Annotated in this window: 21 protein-coding genes; 4 read left to right on the top strand and 17 right to left on the bottom strand. The window is 50.6% G+C overall.

From position 1 onward, the window contains the following. Positions 1–38 precede the first annotated feature (38 nt). The 4 genes from dacD (at position 39) to WES_RS08315 (ending at position 3,565) form a co-directional block, all read left to right on the top strand. A complete protein-coding gene (gene dacD / locus WES_RS08300) occupies positions 39–1,205 on the top strand; it encodes a serine-type D-Ala-D-Ala carboxypeptidase DacD (protein WP_016158491.1) in 1,167 nt (388 codons plus the stop codon). A 119-nt stretch (positions 1,206–1,324) separates the two neighbouring features. After that, the gene (gene sbmC / locus WES_RS08305) at positions 1,325–1,798 is read left to right on the top strand and encodes a DNA gyrase inhibitor SbmC (protein WP_001105400.1); all 474 of its coding nucleotides are present in this window, start codon (positions 1,325–1,327) and stop codon (positions 1,796–1,798) included. A 207-nt stretch (positions 1,799–2,005) separates the two neighbouring features. Beyond that, complete coding sequence (locus WES_RS08310; protein ID WP_016158490.1) at positions 2,006–3,064, top strand: FUSC family protein; 1,059 nt, start codon at positions 2,006–2,008, stop codon at positions 3,062–3,064. A 171-nt stretch (positions 3,065–3,235) separates the two neighbouring features. Then, positions 3,236–3,565: a DUF496 family protein gene (locus WES_RS08315; protein WP_000450409.1), complete on the top strand. Its 330-nt coding sequence runs from the start codon at positions 3,236–3,238 to the stop codon at positions 3,563–3,565. Positions 3,566–3,666: 101 nt separating this feature from the next. On the opposite strand, the gene WES_RS08320 is transcribed toward WES_RS08315, so the two are convergent. The 17 genes from WES_RS08320 to pduC are packed head-to-tail and all read right to left on the bottom strand — an operon-like array spanning position 3,667 to position 17,074. Further along, positions 3,667–4,110, bottom strand: coding sequence for a EutP/PduV family microcompartment system protein (locus WES_RS08320; protein ID WP_001189425.1), 444 nt, complete (start codon positions 4,108–4,110; stop codon positions 3,667–3,669). Between the two features lie 4 nt (positions 4,111–4,114). Then, positions 4,115–4,465, bottom strand: a complete 351-nt coding sequence (gene pduU / locus WES_RS08325; protein WP_000209216.1) for a propanediol utilization microcompartment protein PduU — start codon at positions 4,463–4,465, stop codon at positions 4,115–4,117. Continuing rightward, entirely contained in the window at positions 4,465–5,019 is a 555-nt protein-coding gene (pduT, locus tag WES_RS08330) for a propanediol utilization microcompartment protein PduT (RefSeq protein ID WP_016158489.1), read from the bottom strand. The genes pduU and pduT overlap by 1 nt, the downstream gene beginning before the upstream one ends. Positions 5,020–5,021: 2 nt before the next feature. Further along, positions 5,022–6,365 carry a 4Fe-4S dicluster domain-containing protein gene (locus tag WES_RS08335; RefSeq protein WP_016158488.1) on the bottom strand — a complete coding sequence of 448 codons (1,344 nt, stop codon included), beginning with the start codon at positions 6,363–6,365 and terminating at the stop codon, positions 5,022–5,024. Then, positions 6,362–7,474 (bottom strand): 1-propanol dehydrogenase PduQ, encoded by a 1,113-nt coding sequence (locus WES_RS08340; protein ID WP_016158487.1) that lies wholly within the window; start codon positions 7,472–7,474, stop codon positions 6,362–6,364. Before WES_RS08340 ends, WES_RS08335 begins: the two co-directional genes overlap by 4 nt. Positions 7,475–7,484: 10 nt before the next feature. After that, positions 7,485–8,870: a CoA-acylating propionaldehyde dehydrogenase PduP gene (gene pduP, locus WES_RS08345; RefSeq protein ID WP_001098299.1), complete on the bottom strand. Its 1,386-nt coding sequence runs from the start codon at positions 8,868–8,870 to the stop codon at positions 7,485–7,487. Beyond that, positions 8,867–9,874, bottom strand: coding sequence for a two-domain cob(I)yrinic acid a,c-diamide adenosyltransferase PduO (gene pduO, locus WES_RS08350; protein WP_016158486.1), 1,008 nt, complete (start codon positions 9,872–9,874; stop codon positions 8,867–8,869). Before pduO ends, pduP begins: the two co-directional genes overlap by 4 nt. Before the next feature lie 11 nt (positions 9,875–9,885). Next, on the bottom strand, positions 9,886–10,161 hold the full coding sequence (locus WES_RS08355; RefSeq protein ID WP_000549832.1) for a EutN/CcmL family microcompartment protein: 276 nt from the start codon (positions 10,159–10,161) through the stop codon (positions 9,886–9,888). 3 nt (positions 10,162–10,164) lie between these two features. Further along, entirely contained in the window at positions 10,165–10,656 is a 492-nt protein-coding gene (gene pduM / locus WES_RS08360; protein WP_016158485.1) for a microcompartment protein PduM, read from the bottom strand. Further along, on the bottom strand, positions 10,653–11,285 hold the full coding sequence (locus WES_RS08365) for a phosphate propanoyltransferase (protein WP_000361048.1): 633 nt from the start codon (positions 11,283–11,285) through the stop codon (positions 10,653–10,655). The genes pduM and WES_RS08365 overlap by 4 nt, the downstream gene beginning before the upstream one ends. Before the next feature lie 2 nt (positions 11,286–11,287). Beyond that, entirely contained in the window at positions 11,288–11,737 is a 450-nt protein-coding gene (locus WES_RS08370; RefSeq protein WP_123058223.1) for a BMC domain-containing protein, read from the bottom strand. After that, positions 11,734–12,009: a propanediol utilization microcompartment protein PduJ gene (gene pduJ, locus WES_RS08375; RefSeq protein WP_001057752.1), complete on the bottom strand. Its 276-nt coding sequence runs from the start codon at positions 12,007–12,009 to the stop codon at positions 11,734–11,736. Before pduJ ends, WES_RS08370 begins: the two co-directional genes overlap by 4 nt. A 19-nt stretch (positions 12,010–12,028) precedes the next feature. Further along, positions 12,029–12,379, bottom strand: a complete 351-nt coding sequence (locus WES_RS08380; protein ID WP_000444011.1) for a glycerol dehydratase reactivase beta/small subunit family protein — start codon at positions 12,377–12,379, stop codon at positions 12,029–12,031. Continuing rightward, a complete protein-coding gene (locus tag WES_RS08385; protein ID WP_016158484.1) occupies positions 12,369–14,201 on the bottom strand; it encodes a diol dehydratase reactivase subunit alpha in 1,833 nt (610 codons plus the stop codon). Before WES_RS08385 ends, WES_RS08380 begins: the two co-directional genes overlap by 11 nt. A gap of 9 nt (positions 14,202–14,210) precedes the next feature. After that, entirely contained in the window at positions 14,211–14,729 is a 519-nt protein-coding gene (gene pduE, locus WES_RS08390) for a propanediol dehydratase small subunit PduE (protein WP_001090589.1), read from the bottom strand. A gap of 14 nt (positions 14,730–14,743) precedes the next feature. Further along, positions 14,744–15,400 carry a propanediol/glycerol family dehydratase medium subunit gene (locus tag WES_RS08395; protein ID WP_000405043.1) on the bottom strand — a complete coding sequence of 219 codons (657 nt, stop codon included), beginning with the start codon at positions 15,398–15,400 and terminating at the stop codon, positions 14,744–14,746. Positions 15,401–15,409: 9 nt separating this feature from the next. Further along, on the bottom strand, positions 15,410–17,074 hold the full coding sequence (pduC, locus tag WES_RS08400) for a propanediol dehydratase large subunit PduC (protein WP_016158483.1): 1,665 nt from the start codon (positions 17,072–17,074) through the stop codon (positions 15,410–15,412). Positions 17,075–17,079 lie beyond the last annotated feature (5 nt).

Here is a 17,079-nt window from a genome sequence, read left to right as displayed (position 1 = left end):
AAAAAGAACTGCTATTTGAAACTCCTGAGGATTTGCTGTTGAAACGCCGTCTTATTATTGCTGCTTCTTTGTTCGTTTTTAATTTATCGTCTGGTTTTGCGGCGGAAAATATTCCCTTTTCACCCCAGCCTCCAGAGATTCATGCAGGGTCATGGGTCTTGATGGATTACACAACCGGTCAGATCCTCACGGCGGGTAATGAGCATCAACAACGCAATCCTGCCAGCCTGACTAAGCTGATGACTGGCTATGTTGTTGATCGTGCAATCGATAGCCATCGCATTACGCCAGACGATATTGTCACTGTAGGACGCGATGCGTGGGCGAAAGATAATCCGGTATTTGTCGGGTCTTCACTGATGTTTTTGAAAGAGGGCGATCGCGTATCGGTACGTGATTTAAGCCGTGGTTTAATTGTGGACTCCGGAAATGACGCTTGTGTTGCACTGGCTGATTATATTGCCGGTGGGCAACGGCAGTTTGTCGATATGATGAACAATTATGCTGAGAAGTTGCATCTTCAGGATACGCATTTTGAAACAGTGCATGGTCTGGATGCACCCGGTCAGCACAGTTCGGCCTATGATTTAGCCGTGCTTTCTCGCGCTATCATCCACGGCGAGCCTGATTTTTATCATATGTACAGCGAAAAAAGCCTCACCTGGAACGGTATCACCCAGCAAAACCGTAACGGATTATTGTGGGATAAAACCATGAATGTTGACGGCCTGAAAACCGGACATACTTCCGGTGCCGGGTTTAATCTCATTGCTTCGGCGGTGGATGGTCAGCGTCGTCTCATTGCGGTGGTGATGGGGGCTGACAGTGCAAAAGGTCGCGAAGAAGAAGCAAGGAAGCTGCTGCGTTGGGGGCAACAGAACTTTACTACGGTGCAAATTTTGCACCGGGGGAAAAAGGTTGGCACAGAACGAATCTGGTATGGCGATAAAGAAAACATCGCTCTGGGAACGGAACAAGAGTTCTGGATGGTGCTGCCAAAAGCGGAGATTCCTAATATCAAAGCAAAATATACCCTTGATGGTAAAGAACTGACCGCGCCAATTAGCGCCCATAAGCGGGTAGGGGAAATTGAACTTTATGACCGCGATAAACAGGTGGCGCACTGGCCGTTGGTCACCCTGGAATCTGTCGGGAAAGGCGGTGTGTTTTCCCGGCTGAGTGATTATTTCGAGCATAAAGCCTGACCTTTCTTACGCCGCAGACTGGCAGGAGTGCGAGTCTGCTCGCATAATCAACACTCATTCCTTGTGGTTTTTATATTACAAAGCATACTGTATATAAAACCAGTATAAGTGGAGGCGTCATGAACTACGAGATTAAGCAGGAAGATAAACGTACCGTTGCAGGTTTCCATCTCGTTGGCCCGTGGGAACAAACGGTAAAGCAAGGTTTTGAGCAGTTGATGATGTGGGTTGATAACAAAAATATTGTTCCGAAGGAGTGGGTGGCGGTCTATTACGATAATCCAGATGAAACACCTGCCGAAAAGTTACGTTGTGACACCGTAGTTTCGGTGGCAGATAATTTCACACTTCCCGAAAACAGTGAGGGCGTCATCCTGACAGAAATTTCGGGTGGTCAGTATGCGGTGGCGGTAGCTCGCGTAGTGGGTGATGATTTTGCGAAACCCTGGTATCAGTTCTTTAACAGCCTCTTGCAGGACAGTGCTTACGAAATGTTACCAAAGCCCTGCTTTGAGGTTTATCTGAACAATGGCGCGCAAGATGGTTATTGGGATATCGAAATGTATGTCGCGGTGCAGCCAAAACGGCGCTGATAAATGACGTCGGGTCAGAGGTTAACCTGATTGCCACGCTGTTTTTCGTTATGTAAAAGAGTAAGATCCGTCTTCAGTTTTCTGACAACCAAACCGGGAACGTCCGCTATTCCCGGTTTGCCGGACAGAGTTGTTACATAGCGTTATTGCCCCTGGTTTGTCAGATTGCATTATGATCGTTTTTTCCCTCTTACACGGAGTGCCCGCGTGCGTGCCGATAAGTCCTTAAGCCCGTTCGAAATTCGAGTCTACCGTCATTACCGCATTGTTCATGGTACTCGGGTTGCGCTGGCGTTCTTGCTCACCTTTCTCATCATTCGCCTGTTTACTATCCCGGAAAGCACCTGGCCGTTGGTCACTATGGTAGTGATCATGGGACCAATTTCGTTCTGGGGTAACGTCGTCCCTCGTGCGTTTGAACGTATTGGCGGTACGGTGTTTGGCTCGATTTTAGGTCTTATTGCTCTGCAACTGGAGTTAATCTCTTTACCGCTGATGTTAGTCTGGTGCGCGGCTGCCATGTTTCTTTGTGGCTGGCTGGCACTCGGCAAGAAACCGTATCAAGGCTTATTGATTGGTGTGACGCTGGCAATTGTTGTTGGTTCCCCAACAGGTGAAATTGATACGGCGTTATGGCGAAGTGGCGATGTGATCCTCGGCTCTTTACTGGCAATGCTGTTTACCGGTATCTGGCCGCAACGGGCGTTCATCCACTGGCGCATTCAACTGGCGAAAAGTCTGACCGAGTATAATCGGGTCTATCAATCTGCATTCTCACCGAACTTACTTGAACGCCCACGTCTGGAAAGCCATCTGCAAAAACTCCTGACCGATGCCGTGAAAATGCGTGGGCTGATTGCGCCTGCCAGCAAAGAAACCCGTATTCCAAAATCGATATATGAAGGTATCCAGACTATTAACCGTAATCTGGTTTGTATGCTGGAGCTGCAAATCAATGCTTACTGGGCCACGCGCCCCAGCCATTTCGTGTTATTGAACGCGCAAAAACTGCGTGATACACAGCATATGATGCAGCAAATAGTGCTGAGCCTTGTTCATGCGCTGTACGAAGGTAATCCTCAGCCGGTTTTTGCCAATACGGAAAAATTGAACGATGCTGTGGAAGAGTTGCGCCAGTTGCTCGATAACCACCATGAGCTGAAGGTCGTGGAAACACCGATTTATGGCTATGTGTGGCTGAACATGGAAACGGCACATCAACTTGAGTTGCTATCGAATCTGATTTGCCGGGCCTTGCGCAAATAATTCCTGAACTTCAGAATCATCTTGCAGCTGCTTCGATTCAGCAAGGATAAAGGGTATGATAGTGAAAAGGGATAAAAGCATTGTCATCTGCGGCAGCTATGAGTAATGTTGGCCCTAACGAATAGCGGTTGCTTAAACGAATCCGACTCTCACATTATCAGGGGTATAAAAATGGAAACTACCAAGCCTTCATTCCAGGACGTACTGGAATTTGTTCGTCTGTTCCGCCGTAAGAACAAACTGCAACGTGAAATCCAGGACGTTGAGAAAAAGATCCGTGACAACCAGAAGCGTGTCCTGCTGCTGGACAACCTGAGCGATTACATTAAGCCTGGTATGAGCGTAGAAGCAATCCAGGGCATCATCGCCAGCATGAAAGGTGACTATGAAGATCGCGTTGACGATTACATCATCAAAAATGCAGAGCTTTCCAAAGAACGCCGCGATATCTCTAAAAAGCTGAAAGCTATGGGTGAAATGAAAAACGGCGAAGCAAAGTAATTTCTGCTTTATTTGATGAGGGTTGCCCGGCAACCCTCATTATTCATTGGCTCTTTTCTGTGTATCAAAAGTCATCATTCCCATCTGATAACATATCGAAATTAGCGACAGCCTTCTTTTGTATGCAGCAAGGCAAAAAGTTCTGCAACTCCGATGTTATTAATCGCACTGGTCACTAACACGTTGCGCGCTCCAGCTTCCCGTAACCAACATTTCACCAAAGATAGTTGTGCCACGCTGGCTAAATCCGCTTTGGTTACTATCCCAATGACCGGGCGATTCATTGACATGGTAAAACCTGGCGAAAAAGGTGACCACGGTGCGTCCGCATTTAGCACCAGCGCGATAATGTCCGCTTCGCAGGCACTGACCAGCAGTGCGCTGTAAAGGCTGCGGTTTTCGAGGTATTCGCCTGGTGTGTCAATAGTGGCCGGTGACCAGACGATTGCCTGCGTTTTCTGATACTGAAGATCTTCTCCGCGCAGACATTGCGTGAGTGACGTTTTTCCGCACTGACTGGGACCGATAAGCATCATACGTTGCATTACGTCAGGTCCGTGTAATGGGGCAGGCGGTAAAGTGCATCATTTCACCCAGCGTGCGGGTAACCTGATTAAGTGCATATTCGATAGCTGAAACATCACCAGTCAGTACTACGGCACCAGTGAAACGATCAAGAAAACCAATTTCTACTGCTCCTGACTTTGTAGCGATATCGCACGCGATAATAGACGCTTCGCTGGGGGTAATCGTCAGAATGCCAATGGCGGAAACGGTATCTGGTAAACCTAATTTCTTAAACAGATCCTTCCCTGGATTAGCAATGACATGAGCCAGCGTGACCTGCTTACCAGGGACATATTCCTGAATCATCCGTTCAGTCGTGTGCAGAGTTGTCATTATCCCTCCACCATCTGACGCCACATGGCTTCATGTGGACGGGCAATCACCGAGCGATAGACCAGCAACCCTTTTTCACCTGCGCGCTCGCTGGCGACAGAGACCGCGTTATTAACATCTGAAATATCGCCAGCAACCACCATGTAGCATTTCCCCCCAATGCCAAAAGCCATATGCACGCGAACGAGGGTGACATTCGCAGCTTTAACAGCGCAATCGGCAGCGTCAATGCAGGCTGCCACACTCCAGGTTTCGACCACACCGATAGCCTGACGCTGTTCAACATGGTTCAGTCCGCTGATTGCGGGAAGAATACTGGGATGAATATTAGGGAGGATCAGACTGTCGACCAGCATTTCACCTGCAAGGGAAGCGCCGCTGTTGATGGCCTGCTGCACCGCACCGACATCGCCACCAAGCATCAGCAGAAATTTTCCGGGGCATAGCGTTTTGCTGACCAGTAACTCAACATTGGCGCTTTTCAGCATGGCATCGCCGGTTTCCATCCCTTTTGCGATACTGCTAAGTTCTAAAATACCTACCGCTTTCGACATGGTTAACCTCTCACAACCGTAATAGCGTTTTCTGTCACATCACTGATCGTGCCATCAATACTGGCATGAATGGGGGCACCTAATGTGCCATGTGGTATTTGGCCTACACATTGCCCACGAACGACGCGATCGCCTTTTTGTACACACGCAATTGCGCTGGCACCGATATGCTGGCGTAACAATAGTGTCACTTTTTCAGGCTGAGGCACCTGTTCAGACAATGGCGCATCCTGATACCACGGGGTTAATCCCAGTCTGGTTACCAGCCGTTTTACTGGGATCAGCCGATAATTTGCCATGACATCCTCAGGATTTAAGGCGCCTTCGTAGCGGAGATTTTTGGCGCGTAATTCCTGCTTAAGCAGGCGGTTTATGCGCATCGGCGAAATACCTACCGGACAGGCGACGCTGGCACAGACGTTGCACTCCGAACAGGTGAGAGCTGTCAGTAACAGTTGCGGCGTAGCGAGCTGTTGATAGTTAACCGCACGTACTAACAAATGTGGCGACAGTTCGTGACCAATTAAATGACGTGGGCAGAGATCGGTACATAAGCGGCATTGCTCACAAACGGTTTTCGCGACGGCAAGTACGCTACGGTCATCCTGCATTCGACGTTGGATGAGTGAATGAGAATTGGGTAAAACCAGCAAGCCGCCAGTGGTTTTGCTGACTGGCGTGTCGAGCGATGTGATCAAACTACCCATCATCGGACCGCCATTGATAAAACCAGGATTATCCACTGTTGCGCCGCCCGCCAGCGCCAGTACTTCGCGTAAAGACATCCCGATGGGCACGGTCACTGTTATTGGTTTAGCCACTGCACCATTAACAGTAAGCGTGCGTCGCGTCACCGGATACTGTTGTTCAACGGCTCTGGCAATATTCAGTACGGTTTGCACATTATTGACCACCACTCCGACGCTAACGGGTAACGCAGCGGGAGGAACGCGGCGACCTGTTGCCATCCAGATGGTCAGCACTTCGTCTCCTGCGGGGTAAACGTCGGGCAAAATATGCAGGCGGATATCCGTCGGAAGCAATGATGTGAGTGCGTTTATTGCTGGTTGATACTTCTCTTTCAGCGCGATAATTCCGCTACTGGCTCCGGTGGCTTTCATCGCATAGTGAACACCGCGAAGCAGGCGGCTGGCTTGCTGTGCCATTAACTGTTGATCTACTTTCAACATTGGTTCACATTCCGCCGCATTCACCAGGAAAGTGTCAACCCGCGCCTGCAGCTTAATATGTGTTGGAAAGCCTGCGCCACCAGCACCCACGACGCCTGCTGCCTGTACTCGCTCGCGGATCGTCTGTTCGTCAAAGGACATTAACTCGCCGTTCATAACAACTCCTCAAGCAGTTCTGCTATAGCGATGGCATCAGCCGCTCGTGGATTGGTACGCAGTGTGGCATCCGCCAGCGTAGCCCGAACCATATCTGGAATACGTGATGACCATTCTGCTTTTTTTTCTTTCAGTGCATTGGCGAGAGTCGGCATTGAACAGGCTTTTTTTAGCTGTTCAATATGTTGAATGAGTGCATTCAGGCTTGCGGTGTCATTGGCATCGTCAGGGCATAAATGGCACGTTTTCGCCAGCCGGGCATAGCGTTTGGCAGCGCGCGGATCGCCAGCATTAAAACGAATAACCGTCGTGAGAAGGAGTGCATTCGCCAGGCCGTGTGGCAGATGAAACTGCCCGCCGAGTTGATGGGCAATTGCATGATTTAACCCAAGCCCAGCCTGACTAAAGGCCATTCCTGCAAGAGTAGATGCATTATGCATTTTGCCGCGAGTAGCAAGACAATCTCCTTTATTCACTGCTGTGGGCAGGTAGTGAAAAACAATTTGCACGGCTTTTTCGGCCAGTGCATCCGTGAAGTCACTGGCACGGGGAGAAACATAAGCTTCAAGGGCATGGGTTAAAACATCCATTCCGGTATTGGCAGTTATCGCGGCTGGCACACTGACGACCAGCGAGGGATCAAGAACCGCTATATCCGGATAAAGCGCATTATCGAAAAGAGGATATTTAATCCCTTTATCGGGATCGCTGATGACACAGGCGCTGGTCACTTCCGAACCGGTGCCGCTGGTGGTGGGAATAGCAACGCAGGTTTCAATCTCAATAGCACACTGGCGACTAAACCAGACAATCGCTTTTGCGGCGTCCAGTGCAGAGCCGCCGCCAAAACCGATAACTACATCCGGGCGTAAAGTCTGCATTTGTGCAATGCCTTTTACCACGGTCTGGATCGTTGGATCGGGCGTTATTTCGCTAAAAATACTGATGCGGTTGCTATCAGGCAGCGACTGACGCAACGTGTCAATCAATGGCGAACTTGCCAGGAAGGCATCGCAAATAATCCAGATGTGCTTATTGGTGAAACGGCTAAGGACTTTGAGACTTCCCAAACCGCTGTATAAACGCGTCTGCAGTGAAAAAGTATTCATTTCCGTTTCTCTAGCGAATGGAAAAGCCACTGGTTAACACGCAGCGTCGTGAGCGGGCAAAAGTCCGTGCTGACGTTGTTCCTTCTCCGGTCGGTGTAGCAATGGTGAAGGTCGTAAAGCCTTCGCCGCCGACGCCAATACCAGCCCAGGAGGGACCGTTTTTGACAAAGATTGAGGTTTGCATCACGCGTGCAGCAAGGTTGAGTCGTGAGACGTTCTGCGAGTGCATAATTGCCGTGTGGTGCAAACCGTCTTCGACTTTCAGCGCCAGGGTGAGGGCGCTGTCAAAATCGCTGACTTTCACAATGGGTAGCATAGGCATCAGTTGTTCACAGGTAACCCAGTTATCATCGGCGTCAACAACGGCAATCAGTAATCGTGGCGTTTTCTGCGGTAGAGGAATTCCAGCCGCTTCCAGAAGATGGCATGGACTTTTGCCAACCAGTTTTTTATTGGCGACGCCGTCGGGCAGACAAACGGCGCGCAATTTTTCAGTTTGCTCATGGTTAAGAAGAAGGGCGCCAAAACTTTGCATCTGTTGAATTAAATACTCTGCCACTGACGCCACGACAATCAGGCTTTTTTCAGCGATGCACGGTAGGTTGTAATCAAAAGAAGCGCCGTTGATGATGTCTTCGGCGGCTTTCACAATATCCGCCGTTTCATCGACAATACACGGCGGGTTACCCGCACCGGCACCAATCACTTTCTTGCCACTTTTCATCCCCATTGCGACGATACCCGGACCGCCGGTAATCGCCAGAACGCTGATTTTAGGGTGCGCCATCATCTGTTCGGTGGCTGTAAAGGTCGGTTCAGATACGGTAACGATCAGGTTATGAATGCCACTACAGCGAAACGCGATGTCTTCGATTATGGCAATGAGTTTCAGCGATACGTTTTTGGCTCCCGGATGAGGACTGAAGTAGACGCTATTGCCTGCTGCTAACATGCTGATGCTGTTATTAATGACGGTTTCCGTGGGATTGGTACTCGGCGTGACCGAGCCAATAACACCAAATGGAGAGTATTCAAATAAAACCATGCCTCCATCACCGGTTAGTGCAGTGGTGGTTAAATCTTCAATTCCTGGCGTGTTATCAAGTGCCGCTTTGTTTTTCAGATACTTATCTTCTTTATTTCCCATTCCCGTTTCGCTGGCGCTTTCTTCTGCCAGTTCGGTAAGGCGGGGCATTAATTCTTCGCGAATGGCGCTGATAATGGCGCTGCGGGTTTTAAGCGGACACTGTTGAAAGCGCAAAAAGGCTTGGTGTGCCGCGCAGACGGCCTCATCGACAGTCTGAAAAATACCATTTCTTTGCACTTGTGACGCACTGGGCATCAGTTGTTCGCGCAGGATGTTGCGGATAATCATTTCTAATTCAGTCGTATTCATAGGTTTGCTCCTGCGTTAATTGCTGCCATTGCGGCTTGTGCAATATCCATATCTTGTTCAACGCTACCACCGCTGATGCCGAGTCCCCCAAGCAATATTCCGTCACGCCAGAGGGGAAAACCGCCACCAAAAGTGACGACTTTGCCTTGCATATGGCTTTCGAGTCCGTAAAGCGGCGCTCCGGGTTGTACGGCGTCAGCAAGTTTGTGTGTTGCCGTTTTCATCGCCACGGCGGTCCAGGCTTTTTTCGGTGCCAGTTCACTGCTGACCAGCAGGGCATCGGGCATCCGCCAGTTAACACTTTCTGTCCCGTTGGCATCAACAATGCTGATGACAACGGGAATATGTAGTTCATCCGCGCGTATTGCCGCACTACGAATGAGCTGGTGAAGATCCTGAAAAGTGAGCGACATCGTGCGTTCCTTTAATGCTGGAGTGTGGTTGGCTTCGTGATAACGTTTTGTTATTTCCTGAATCATCAGGTTTTGATGAGCAACGTTGTCTTCCACGCGGGCGAGGGCATACAGGCAATCGGAAAGTCGGTTGATATAGTGCAACAAAACATGGCGGACGGTGGCTTCCGTTGTCAGTTCAACCAGACGTCTTTCAGCCCGCCGGGCTACCGTGCGGGCGACATGCATACGGCTCGCGGCTTCACAACGACCAGGCAGAATGAAGCTGTGAACTGGAGGGACAGCGTTCATTGCGCTGTCGATCGCTTTTTCCAGCGCGGCAATTTCTTCTGTTCCGATGTAACGCTGCTGCGCTGACGGCTGTTCGCTTTCACTGGCGAGTTCGGCGCTAAACCAAAATATTTGTTGCTGAATGGCTTCCAGGAAGATGCGATGGCTTTCGATGGAGGTGGCGCAATAACACAGACTGAGCGTCGCGTTCAGTTCATCCAGCGTGCCATAGGCTTCGACACGTCGATGAGTTTTACTGACACGCTGTCCGGTAAATAGAGATGTACTTCCTGAATCACCTGTTCGGGTATAAATCGCCATCGTTAAAGTCCTTAGCGTGAAAGCGTATCGACAATGCCGACCACTGCCAGATCAATGGCTTCGTTGGGGCCGGAAAAAACATGTCTGGCGCTGGAGCCGCTGCTGAGGAGTACCAGTTCACCAACGCCTGCGCCGACTGAATCAACGGCAACTTCGTCGCCGGTTAACGGTGTGAGAGGCAATTCGCCGTCAGCACTGACCCGGCGAACCAACAGCAGTTTTTTCCCGATAAGAGAAGGTGATTTTTGCGTGGATACCACCGTGCCGGTGACTCGAGCCAGATGCATGAGTTACTCCTGCCTGATTAACTGAATGTTTCGGGTAATTGCCGCGTCACGCGCAAGTGCGGTCACACAACATTTCCGCTGTAGTACCAGTATCCCCGCGCATAACGGTGCTACGTCGGCATAACTTAAAAGTCGACCACGATGAAGGTGGATTGGTTTTCCTTGTTCGTCGCACCAGGTTAGCGGTACACGGGCGAGAGTTTTCAACTTGATGGCGTTCAGGAAATGATGCTGCAACGATAATTGAATGTGCATTCCCCATGCTAACGCCTCGTGAAGGTGGATTACTGCCTCGTCTGACGTATTGTTCTCCGCAAGCTGTCGCAACAACGGCAGATCGACATATCGAATTTGTAACGATGCATACTGATGAACTATCTTGTGAACGCTGGCTTCTCGCAGTTGCGAAACGGTGAGCGTGAGTGTCTTTTCCGCACGTTGTTTCAGGCGAAAAATCACTTCGTCAACAATGCGTTGCATCAGCACATGATTCATGGCAGCGACACCAGCATGGCAAAAACGTCAGGATTATCAGCGCCTGCAGCGTTGGCTTCGTCGGTATCAATATGCATTTCAAGACGCATATCCGGTGAGACGCGAACAGCGACGTTATCAAATATCAGTCGTCGCTCATCACCTTCAATGGCGACCGCCACTTTATCGCCTTGCGTAACGCCATAAATCAGGGCATCGAGCGGAGACATATGAATATGCCGTTGCGCGACAATAACGCCAGAAGCGATTTCCAGCTCTGCAAACGGACTTATCAGACGAATCCCCGGTGTGCCGTTGAGATCGCCTGACATGCGTAGCGGAGCGGTGATCCCCAACGTTCTGGCATCAGTCCGGGAAATTTCCACCTGGCTTGCATTGCGTAGTGGTCCCAACAAACGAACGTTGTGCAATTTGCCTTTTGGTCCCACCAGCGTAACAACTTGTTCAGCAGCGAACTGACCTGGTTGCAATAACGGCTTTTTCTCGCTGATCGGTTGTTCAGGAAAAAGGCGTACATAATCCGCAGTTGAAAGGTGAATATGACGACTGGAGACGCCCAGAGGGATAGGGCGTTCGCGCATCTCATCCAGAACCTGGCTCACTGTTTCTTGCAAGGTTTGTTTGTCCATTGTTACTCCTCTCGCTTATCGGAGTGGAGGCAAAGTGAACGTGGCTCACCTTTTTGCCGTTGACACGCCGGATCAAGACACAAATTACAACTGATACTTTCTGAGGTGACTGTTGCTGCTGGTGTTTCGCTTGCTTCAACCCTTACATTCAGTGCTTCTGTTGTGCGGGACAGTATTCCCTCGCCTGGACGGGCAATCACTTTGTGCGCGACAAGACCATTTCTCTGCCCGGCGAAACTGGCACCCGTCTCGATCGCTGCATTAACCGAGGCGACGTCACCGGTGATTTTGATAACCGTCCAGCCTGAGCCATTGGTCTTCTCAAGGCCAACCAGCGTGATGGACGCGGCTTTTGCCATAACATCCGCGCAACTGATGGCGAGTGCCAGACCACTGACTTCAAGTAATCCCAGTGATTGCTTCACGCTGTGCTCCTTAGCGAATGGGGTTATGCAGATTTTGGTAAAATGGCCTCAACATCGCTGTGCGGCCGAGGGATGACATGGCAGGACTTCACTTCGCCAACGGCGCTTGCGGCGGCGCTCCCCGCGTCAACGGCGGCTTTTACTGCGCCAACATCGCCGCGCACCATCACTGTGATCAGACCTGAACCAATCTTTTCATAGCCGACCAGTTGTACGTTGGCGGATTTAACCATGGCGTCTGCGGCTTCAATCGCGCCGACTAACCCTTTTGTTTCAACCAGTCCCAGTGCGTTATTCATACGGTGTTTCTCCTGTGGATTATGAGTGGTATTCCTTGAAGGGAATCCCTTTGACCAGCCGGGCTGCGTTATTGCCGGTGCTGCGCCGGGTATGGTTATCTTGTTGATGCATCAGCGTAAACAGTGGCGCTGATGCCGGTAAGTTTTTGTAATGCACAATCAGTTTTTCCCGGTCACAGGCTATGCCAACCAACAGGGGAGACTGGCGAGCAGCCTGCCAGGCGCTATCGATGATTTCACCTGATGGAATGTGTTGAATGCGAAAGGGAATACCTTCCTCTTCAATGCCAAGAAGCACCTCATTCCATGTACTGATACAGTCACCGATTACTATGACGACAATGGCTGGTGCACGTTCTTTACTTTCCATGAACCGACTCCTTGTGCCAGGAGATGAGTAGCCCGGTAGCTACCGCATTGCGCGGCCCCTCGCTACCACGGATATTCCCCCGCCCGGCGACCAGTCTATAATGTGCCAACGCATCGGTGACTAACTGCGGGACTTCGAAATCCAGTGAAGAGCCGCCCACCAGTACGACGAACGGAATGTCGCGAATATTTCCACCAGGACTTACCTGACGTAGTGCGCGCAGGGCATTTGTTACGAAGACCCGCTCTTTTGCACTGCGACGAATGGTTCGCACTTTTTCCAGCGTTATATCACCGGGAATGGGCACCAGTTCGTCTGGTTTCACCACACAAACACGGGCAAATACCTGGGGGGATAGTGGGGTAGGGAAGAACTGAACGTTGCCGTCTTCATGGCGTAAGTGGAACAGGCTTTCAACTTTTGCCAGTGGGTATTTTTTGATCTCTTCTGCCAGATAGCGATCATTTAAGCCCAGTTCCCTGGCAATAATCATCGTCACCATGTCGCCCGCTCCCGCAAGGTGAGTGGCAATCATTTCCCCTTTTTGATTGATGATGGCGGCATCGGTAGAACCTGCGCCTAAGTCCAGAATGGCTAAGGGACGCATGGTTCCTGGGGTAGTTAAGGCTCCCTGAATGGCTGCCTCTGCTTCTGCGCCTCCGACCTGAACATCAACGTGCAGTTTTTGCTTAATTTCACTGGCGATCATCGCCATTTGCAGACGGTCGGATTTCACCATAGAGGCGATACCCACTGCCTGTTCCAGTGAAAATTCGCCTGCCAGACCACCGGTTACGCTGACGGGAACTGATGTATCTATCGCTAATAAATCCTGAATAAAAATTTCGTTGCTGGGTTTATTGGTCAGCTCCGCCATGGTCTGGCGAACATGTTCCAGCATTCCGCCGATGTTGGTGCCCGGTTCGCCCGTCACATTTTCCAGTTTTGGGCATTCACCGACTGCTTTCATTATTGCATCGGCACCAGCGGCAACATTAACCCGAGTTGTGCGCCCGGCAGAAAGCAATTCGATATTTCCGGCGGGTATCGAACGGGCTTTAACGTCGCCAGAAGGTGTTTTCACGACCACTGCTGAACGGTTGCCGATTAGCGCCCGTGCGACAGGAACGATATTTTTAGTCTCTTCAGCATTGAGGGCGAAAACGGTGGCTATCCCATATGGGTTAGACAGGGTTTCGATAACTTTCCCGGGAACGGCGACTTCAATAGCAGCTAACATGCCGAGCGGAATACGATCGATGTAGAGGACTTCATCAACAATGGGTAAAGGGTTTTCCAGTCGGTTACTGACCAGCACGCCATCGTCGCGTTGCAGAATAACGCCCGTTAGCTGATATCCGGCACGTACGGAGGCATTTATCATGGTTGCGATATCGGCAAAATCAAAAGCCGATGACACGACCAGAATGTACGGTGTGTCCGCCGGGCGTGTTAACAACTCTTGCGGAGTGATAGTGAGTCCCACACCCAGCCCCACTCCGCCTGGAGTTTTCGGGTTGTGACCGATCATGGTTGATTCAGTGATAATGGTTTCCGTAATGGTTTCCATCGCCACATCGCCAATGACCGGGGTTGCTTCGTTGATACGAATAAGCGAAATATCGCTGACATTGATGCCGACTTTTTTCGTTGCCTGTGCGAGCGCCTCCTGAATGCCGTGTACGTTACGCAACGTACCTTTGATCCCGGTGGTTTCTGCCAGGGCGCTGCTCACGAACGACATTTCGCCAGACGCATTGAGCGTTGCCAGCGCAACCTCTGTGGATGAGTTGCCGATATCAATGCCTGCTATATATCGCATAGTTCGTCCTTAATCGTTGCCTTTCAGTTTTTTACGCTCGACATAGAGTTCCGCAGCTTCACGGACAAATGCGGCACAAATTTTGGCCTGATAACGACGTTCAAGATCGTCGGCAATGGCAATGAGTTCTTGCTTAGTCGAACGATAAGGGCGTAACGCATTGTAGATTTCGAGGATGCGATCATCCGGCACTGAGGTAAGCTCGGCGGCGCGTTCAAAATTCATCGCCAGGCGATCGCGTCCAGCATCTCTGGCAATCGCGGCCTGAATACGCAACGTTTCCGGGGTTATGCGCATGTCCTGGGCGGTGACTTTATCGCTGAGTACATTTTCCAGAGTAAAATCGTCGAGCGTTTTATTCGTCGCCGTTTTGACCCATTCTGGATGTTTATTTGCCAGCGGGTAATCACTCACTTTGGCGTTCAGTGTTGATGAGTGGGATGGCGCAGAGACAGGGGCTGTATCCTGGAGACTGTTCATTCGGTTCAACACGTCCCTGACCATCGACTCAATTGCATCGGTATTCATGAAGGTTTCCTTTGTTAAAACGTCACGCGCAGTTCTTGCGGTTTTTTGCCAGTGACCACGTACTTAGTCTCTTTGATATGTAAGATGGCGGACTTGGCCTGGTATTTCGGTCGTGCCATTTGATCATTGAGGGTCGGAACAGGTTGTGGAGACTCGCGCTTCGCATAACGCGCGGCGTTTTTGCCAATCTGGCGATACGTTTCCAGCGTCAACAAAGGTGCTTGTGGGAAAAGCTCCAGGTTAGACAAAGGAGGAAGACCTTGCTGGTGGATAACCGTGGTGCCTTTCGACTGAATACCAATAGCAATGCCGGAACCGCTAAGACGATCGCCTTCAACCGCCACGAAGGCGACATCAGACGATTTAAAGCAGCGAATCACACGGGCTTTAATACCTTCTTCTTCGATACCGGCAATCACCTCGCGCAATATGTTTTTATGCGGAATGCCGATAATATTGACGGTCTGCGCCAGACCAAACGCCGGACCTACAGCGATAATGACTTCATCTTGCTGAGTGCCTTGTTGGGCTTCGCCAATTTCGGTCAGAAAACTTTCGCTATCCGGCGCGGAAGAGACCGGTGCGCGAAATGAAACGGACTTATCGCTGGTTTGCATTTCTGCCAGCACGTCTTCGATTATCTGACGTAGTAATTTTTCGTTAATTTCCATTTCTCACCCTTAGTCAATTTCGTTGGGATCAAGTGCACCGGGAATATTTTTGATCTCTTCCCAGCGTTCCCCTTGCAGGCGATAACCCGTAGCCGGTCCGGCGTAATCATTGACGTCATTGACCGCAGAGAGCACTTGTCCGTCATCGACGATAATGGCTGAGGTATGGAGATAGTCGCCGGTCAGTTTCGCTTTTTGCATGTTGAGCATGTCCTGGGCGACATCGGTGAAACCGCCTTGTGCCAGGGCTTTCACCACTTCCAGGCTGTTACGGTTTTTATTGATAATTTCCTGGGCGAACTTGATGTCTTCCACGATGTTGCGCTCTGGCATATCTTTCGAACCGTGGGCATAGGTTGCCGCTTCGACCTCTTCATCGGTGATAGGTGGTAATCCCATACCGGCAAAGACGGCCTGTAAAGCACGTGCGGCTTTATTGCGGATAGCGATAACATCTTCTTCGCGCACCGGTCGCAGGCCGCCATCAACCTTCAGGTCACGTTGAATGACGTTGTAATCATCGAAGTCTTCGGCATCTTCGTTTGAACCGGCAAACATGTTGTCGTAGTTCGGCACAGCGGAAAAACCGGAAGAGATAAAGTCGGTGCCCGGCAGAAACTGCATCAGGAAACGTGCGGTACGGCGCATATCTGAGTGGGTAAAGGTCTGGTCATTACTGGAGGCGCATTCCAGATCCAGCGATGAACAAATTAAGTTTTCCGCCAGTACTGCGCGGATGCCTGACGGCACTGCCGATGGAACGCCGATGCAGCTTACGGAACCATTCTGCAATCCCTGAACGCCAGCAGCTTTGGTGATGTAAATGCAACGAGCCTCGAGATAAAGCATTGATTTGCCTTCAGCGTAGCCCATCTGCACTTCAGAGCCGGAGCCGGAAGTAAAGCGCATTTTTAAGCCGCGAGAAGCATAAGATGACGCGAGAAATCCTTTTGACCACGGTGTATCGTCGCCGTCGGTGAAAACAGGTTCCGTGCCGTAGACAGAAATCGTTTCGGCGTAGCAGGTATGGCCTAACATACCGAGTTTCAGTTCGGTGGCTTCCTCCAGTGAACACTGGGTCAACACGCCTGGGCGTCCCACCTGTGAACCGACCAGCAGAGCGATGGCGTTGAACGGTGCATAGCGAGCAACGGCAACGGTGGTTTCCTGTTCGTCAAATCCGCGCCATGCGCCTTCAGCCGCATCGGCAGCAATTTGTACCGGATTATCTTTGATGTTGGTGACGTGAGCCTGTTGCGATGGTGTTCGACGGGCGCGCATTTTCTGCATCGCCATCATCATCTCTACCACGTTCATCTGTGAAACCACTTCGACGATTTTGGCGGGCGTCATCGCGGTGGTCAGGGGAACAATATCGCTACGTTTGACATTTGGATCGCACAACATATTGGCAAGTTTGACCGAATCCATCGCGATGACTTCTTCAGCGCACGCGAGATTGATACCGTAGCGAGCGATAAAGTGGTCGATCAGGTCAAACTGGCTGGCGGGTTTTCCATCTAGTTCGGTCACGACGCCGTTAACAATTTTGATTGACGGTTTAGGATCGTTCGGGCTTTCCATCGCAATGAAGCCTTCTTCAATCCACTCTTTAACGAAACCGTCCTGGTTGACCGGGCGTTTTGCCAGTGCTTCAAATCTTTTCGATCTCATGAATC

Source organism: Escherichia sp. KTE31, assembly GCF_000407925.1.
Classification (GTDB): domain Bacteria; phylum Pseudomonadota; class Gammaproteobacteria; order Enterobacterales; family Enterobacteriaceae; genus Escherichia; species Escherichia ruysiae.
Note: the sequence above shows the minus strand (reverse complement) of the source record. Positions and strands in the feature narration are given on the sequence as shown.

Bases quoted from the DNA above. Each gene is read 5' to 3' on its own strand.
- pduO (WP_016158486.1), bottom strand. From the start codon at position 9,874: ATGGCGATTTATACCCGAACAGGTGATTCAGGAAGTACATCTCTATTT.
- WES_RS08335 (WP_016158488.1), bottom strand. From the start codon at position 6,365: ATGAACGGCGAGTTAATGTCCTTTGACGAACAGACGATCCGCGAGCGA.
- WES_RS08385 (WP_016158484.1), bottom strand. From the start codon at position 14,201: ATGCGATATATAGCAGGCATTGATATCGGCAACTCATCCACAGAGGTT.
- pduU (WP_000209216.1), bottom strand. From the start codon at position 4,465: ATGACAACTCTGCACACGACTGAACGGATGATTCAGGAATATGTCCCT.
- WES_RS08340 (WP_016158487.1), bottom strand. From the start codon at position 7,474: ATGAATACTTTTTCACTGCAGACGCGTTTATACAGCGGTTTGGGAAGT.
- pduT (WP_016158489.1), bottom strand. From the start codon at position 5,019: ATGTCGAAAGCGGTAGGTATTTTAGAACTTAGCAGTATCGCAAAAGGG.
- WES_RS08315 (WP_000450409.1), top strand. From the start codon at position 3,236: ATGGAAACTACCAAGCCTTCATTCCAGGACGTACTGGAATTTGTTCGT.
- pduC (WP_016158483.1), bottom strand. From the start codon at position 17,074: ATGAGATCGAAAAGATTTGAAGCACTGGCAAAACGCCCGGTCAACCAG.
- pduP (WP_001098299.1), bottom strand. From the start codon at position 8,870: ATGAATACGACTGAATTAGAAATGATTATCCGCAACATCCTGCGCGAA.
- WES_RS08395 (WP_000405043.1), bottom strand. From the start codon at position 15,400: ATGGAAATTAACGAAAAATTACTACGTCAGATAATCGAAGACGTGCTG.
- WES_RS08320 (WP_001189425.1), bottom strand. From the start codon at position 4,110: ATGCAACGTATGATGCTTATCGGTCCCAGTCAGTGCGGAAAAACGTCA.
- sbmC (WP_001105400.1), top strand. From the start codon at position 1,325: ATGAACTACGAGATTAAGCAGGAAGATAAACGTACCGTTGCAGGTTTC.
- pduJ (WP_001057752.1), bottom strand. From the start codon at position 12,009: ATGAATAACGCACTGGGACTGGTTGAAACAAAAGGGTTAGTCGGCGCG.
- WES_RS08380 (WP_000444011.1), bottom strand. From the start codon at position 12,379: ATGGAAAGTAAAGAACGTGCACCAGCCATTGTCGTCATAGTAATCGGT.
- WES_RS08355 (WP_000549832.1), bottom strand. From the start codon at position 10,161: ATGCATCTGGCTCGAGTCACCGGCACGGTGGTATCCACGCAAAAATCA.
- WES_RS08365 (WP_000361048.1), bottom strand. From the start codon at position 11,285: ATGGACAAACAAACCTTGCAAGAAACAGTGAGCCAGGTTCTGGATGAG.
- pduE (WP_001090589.1), bottom strand. From the start codon at position 14,729: ATGAATACCGATGCAATTGAGTCGATGGTCAGGGACGTGTTGAACCGA.
- pduM (WP_016158485.1), bottom strand. From the start codon at position 10,656: ATGAATCATGTGCTGATGCAACGCATTGTTGACGAAGTGATTTTTCGC.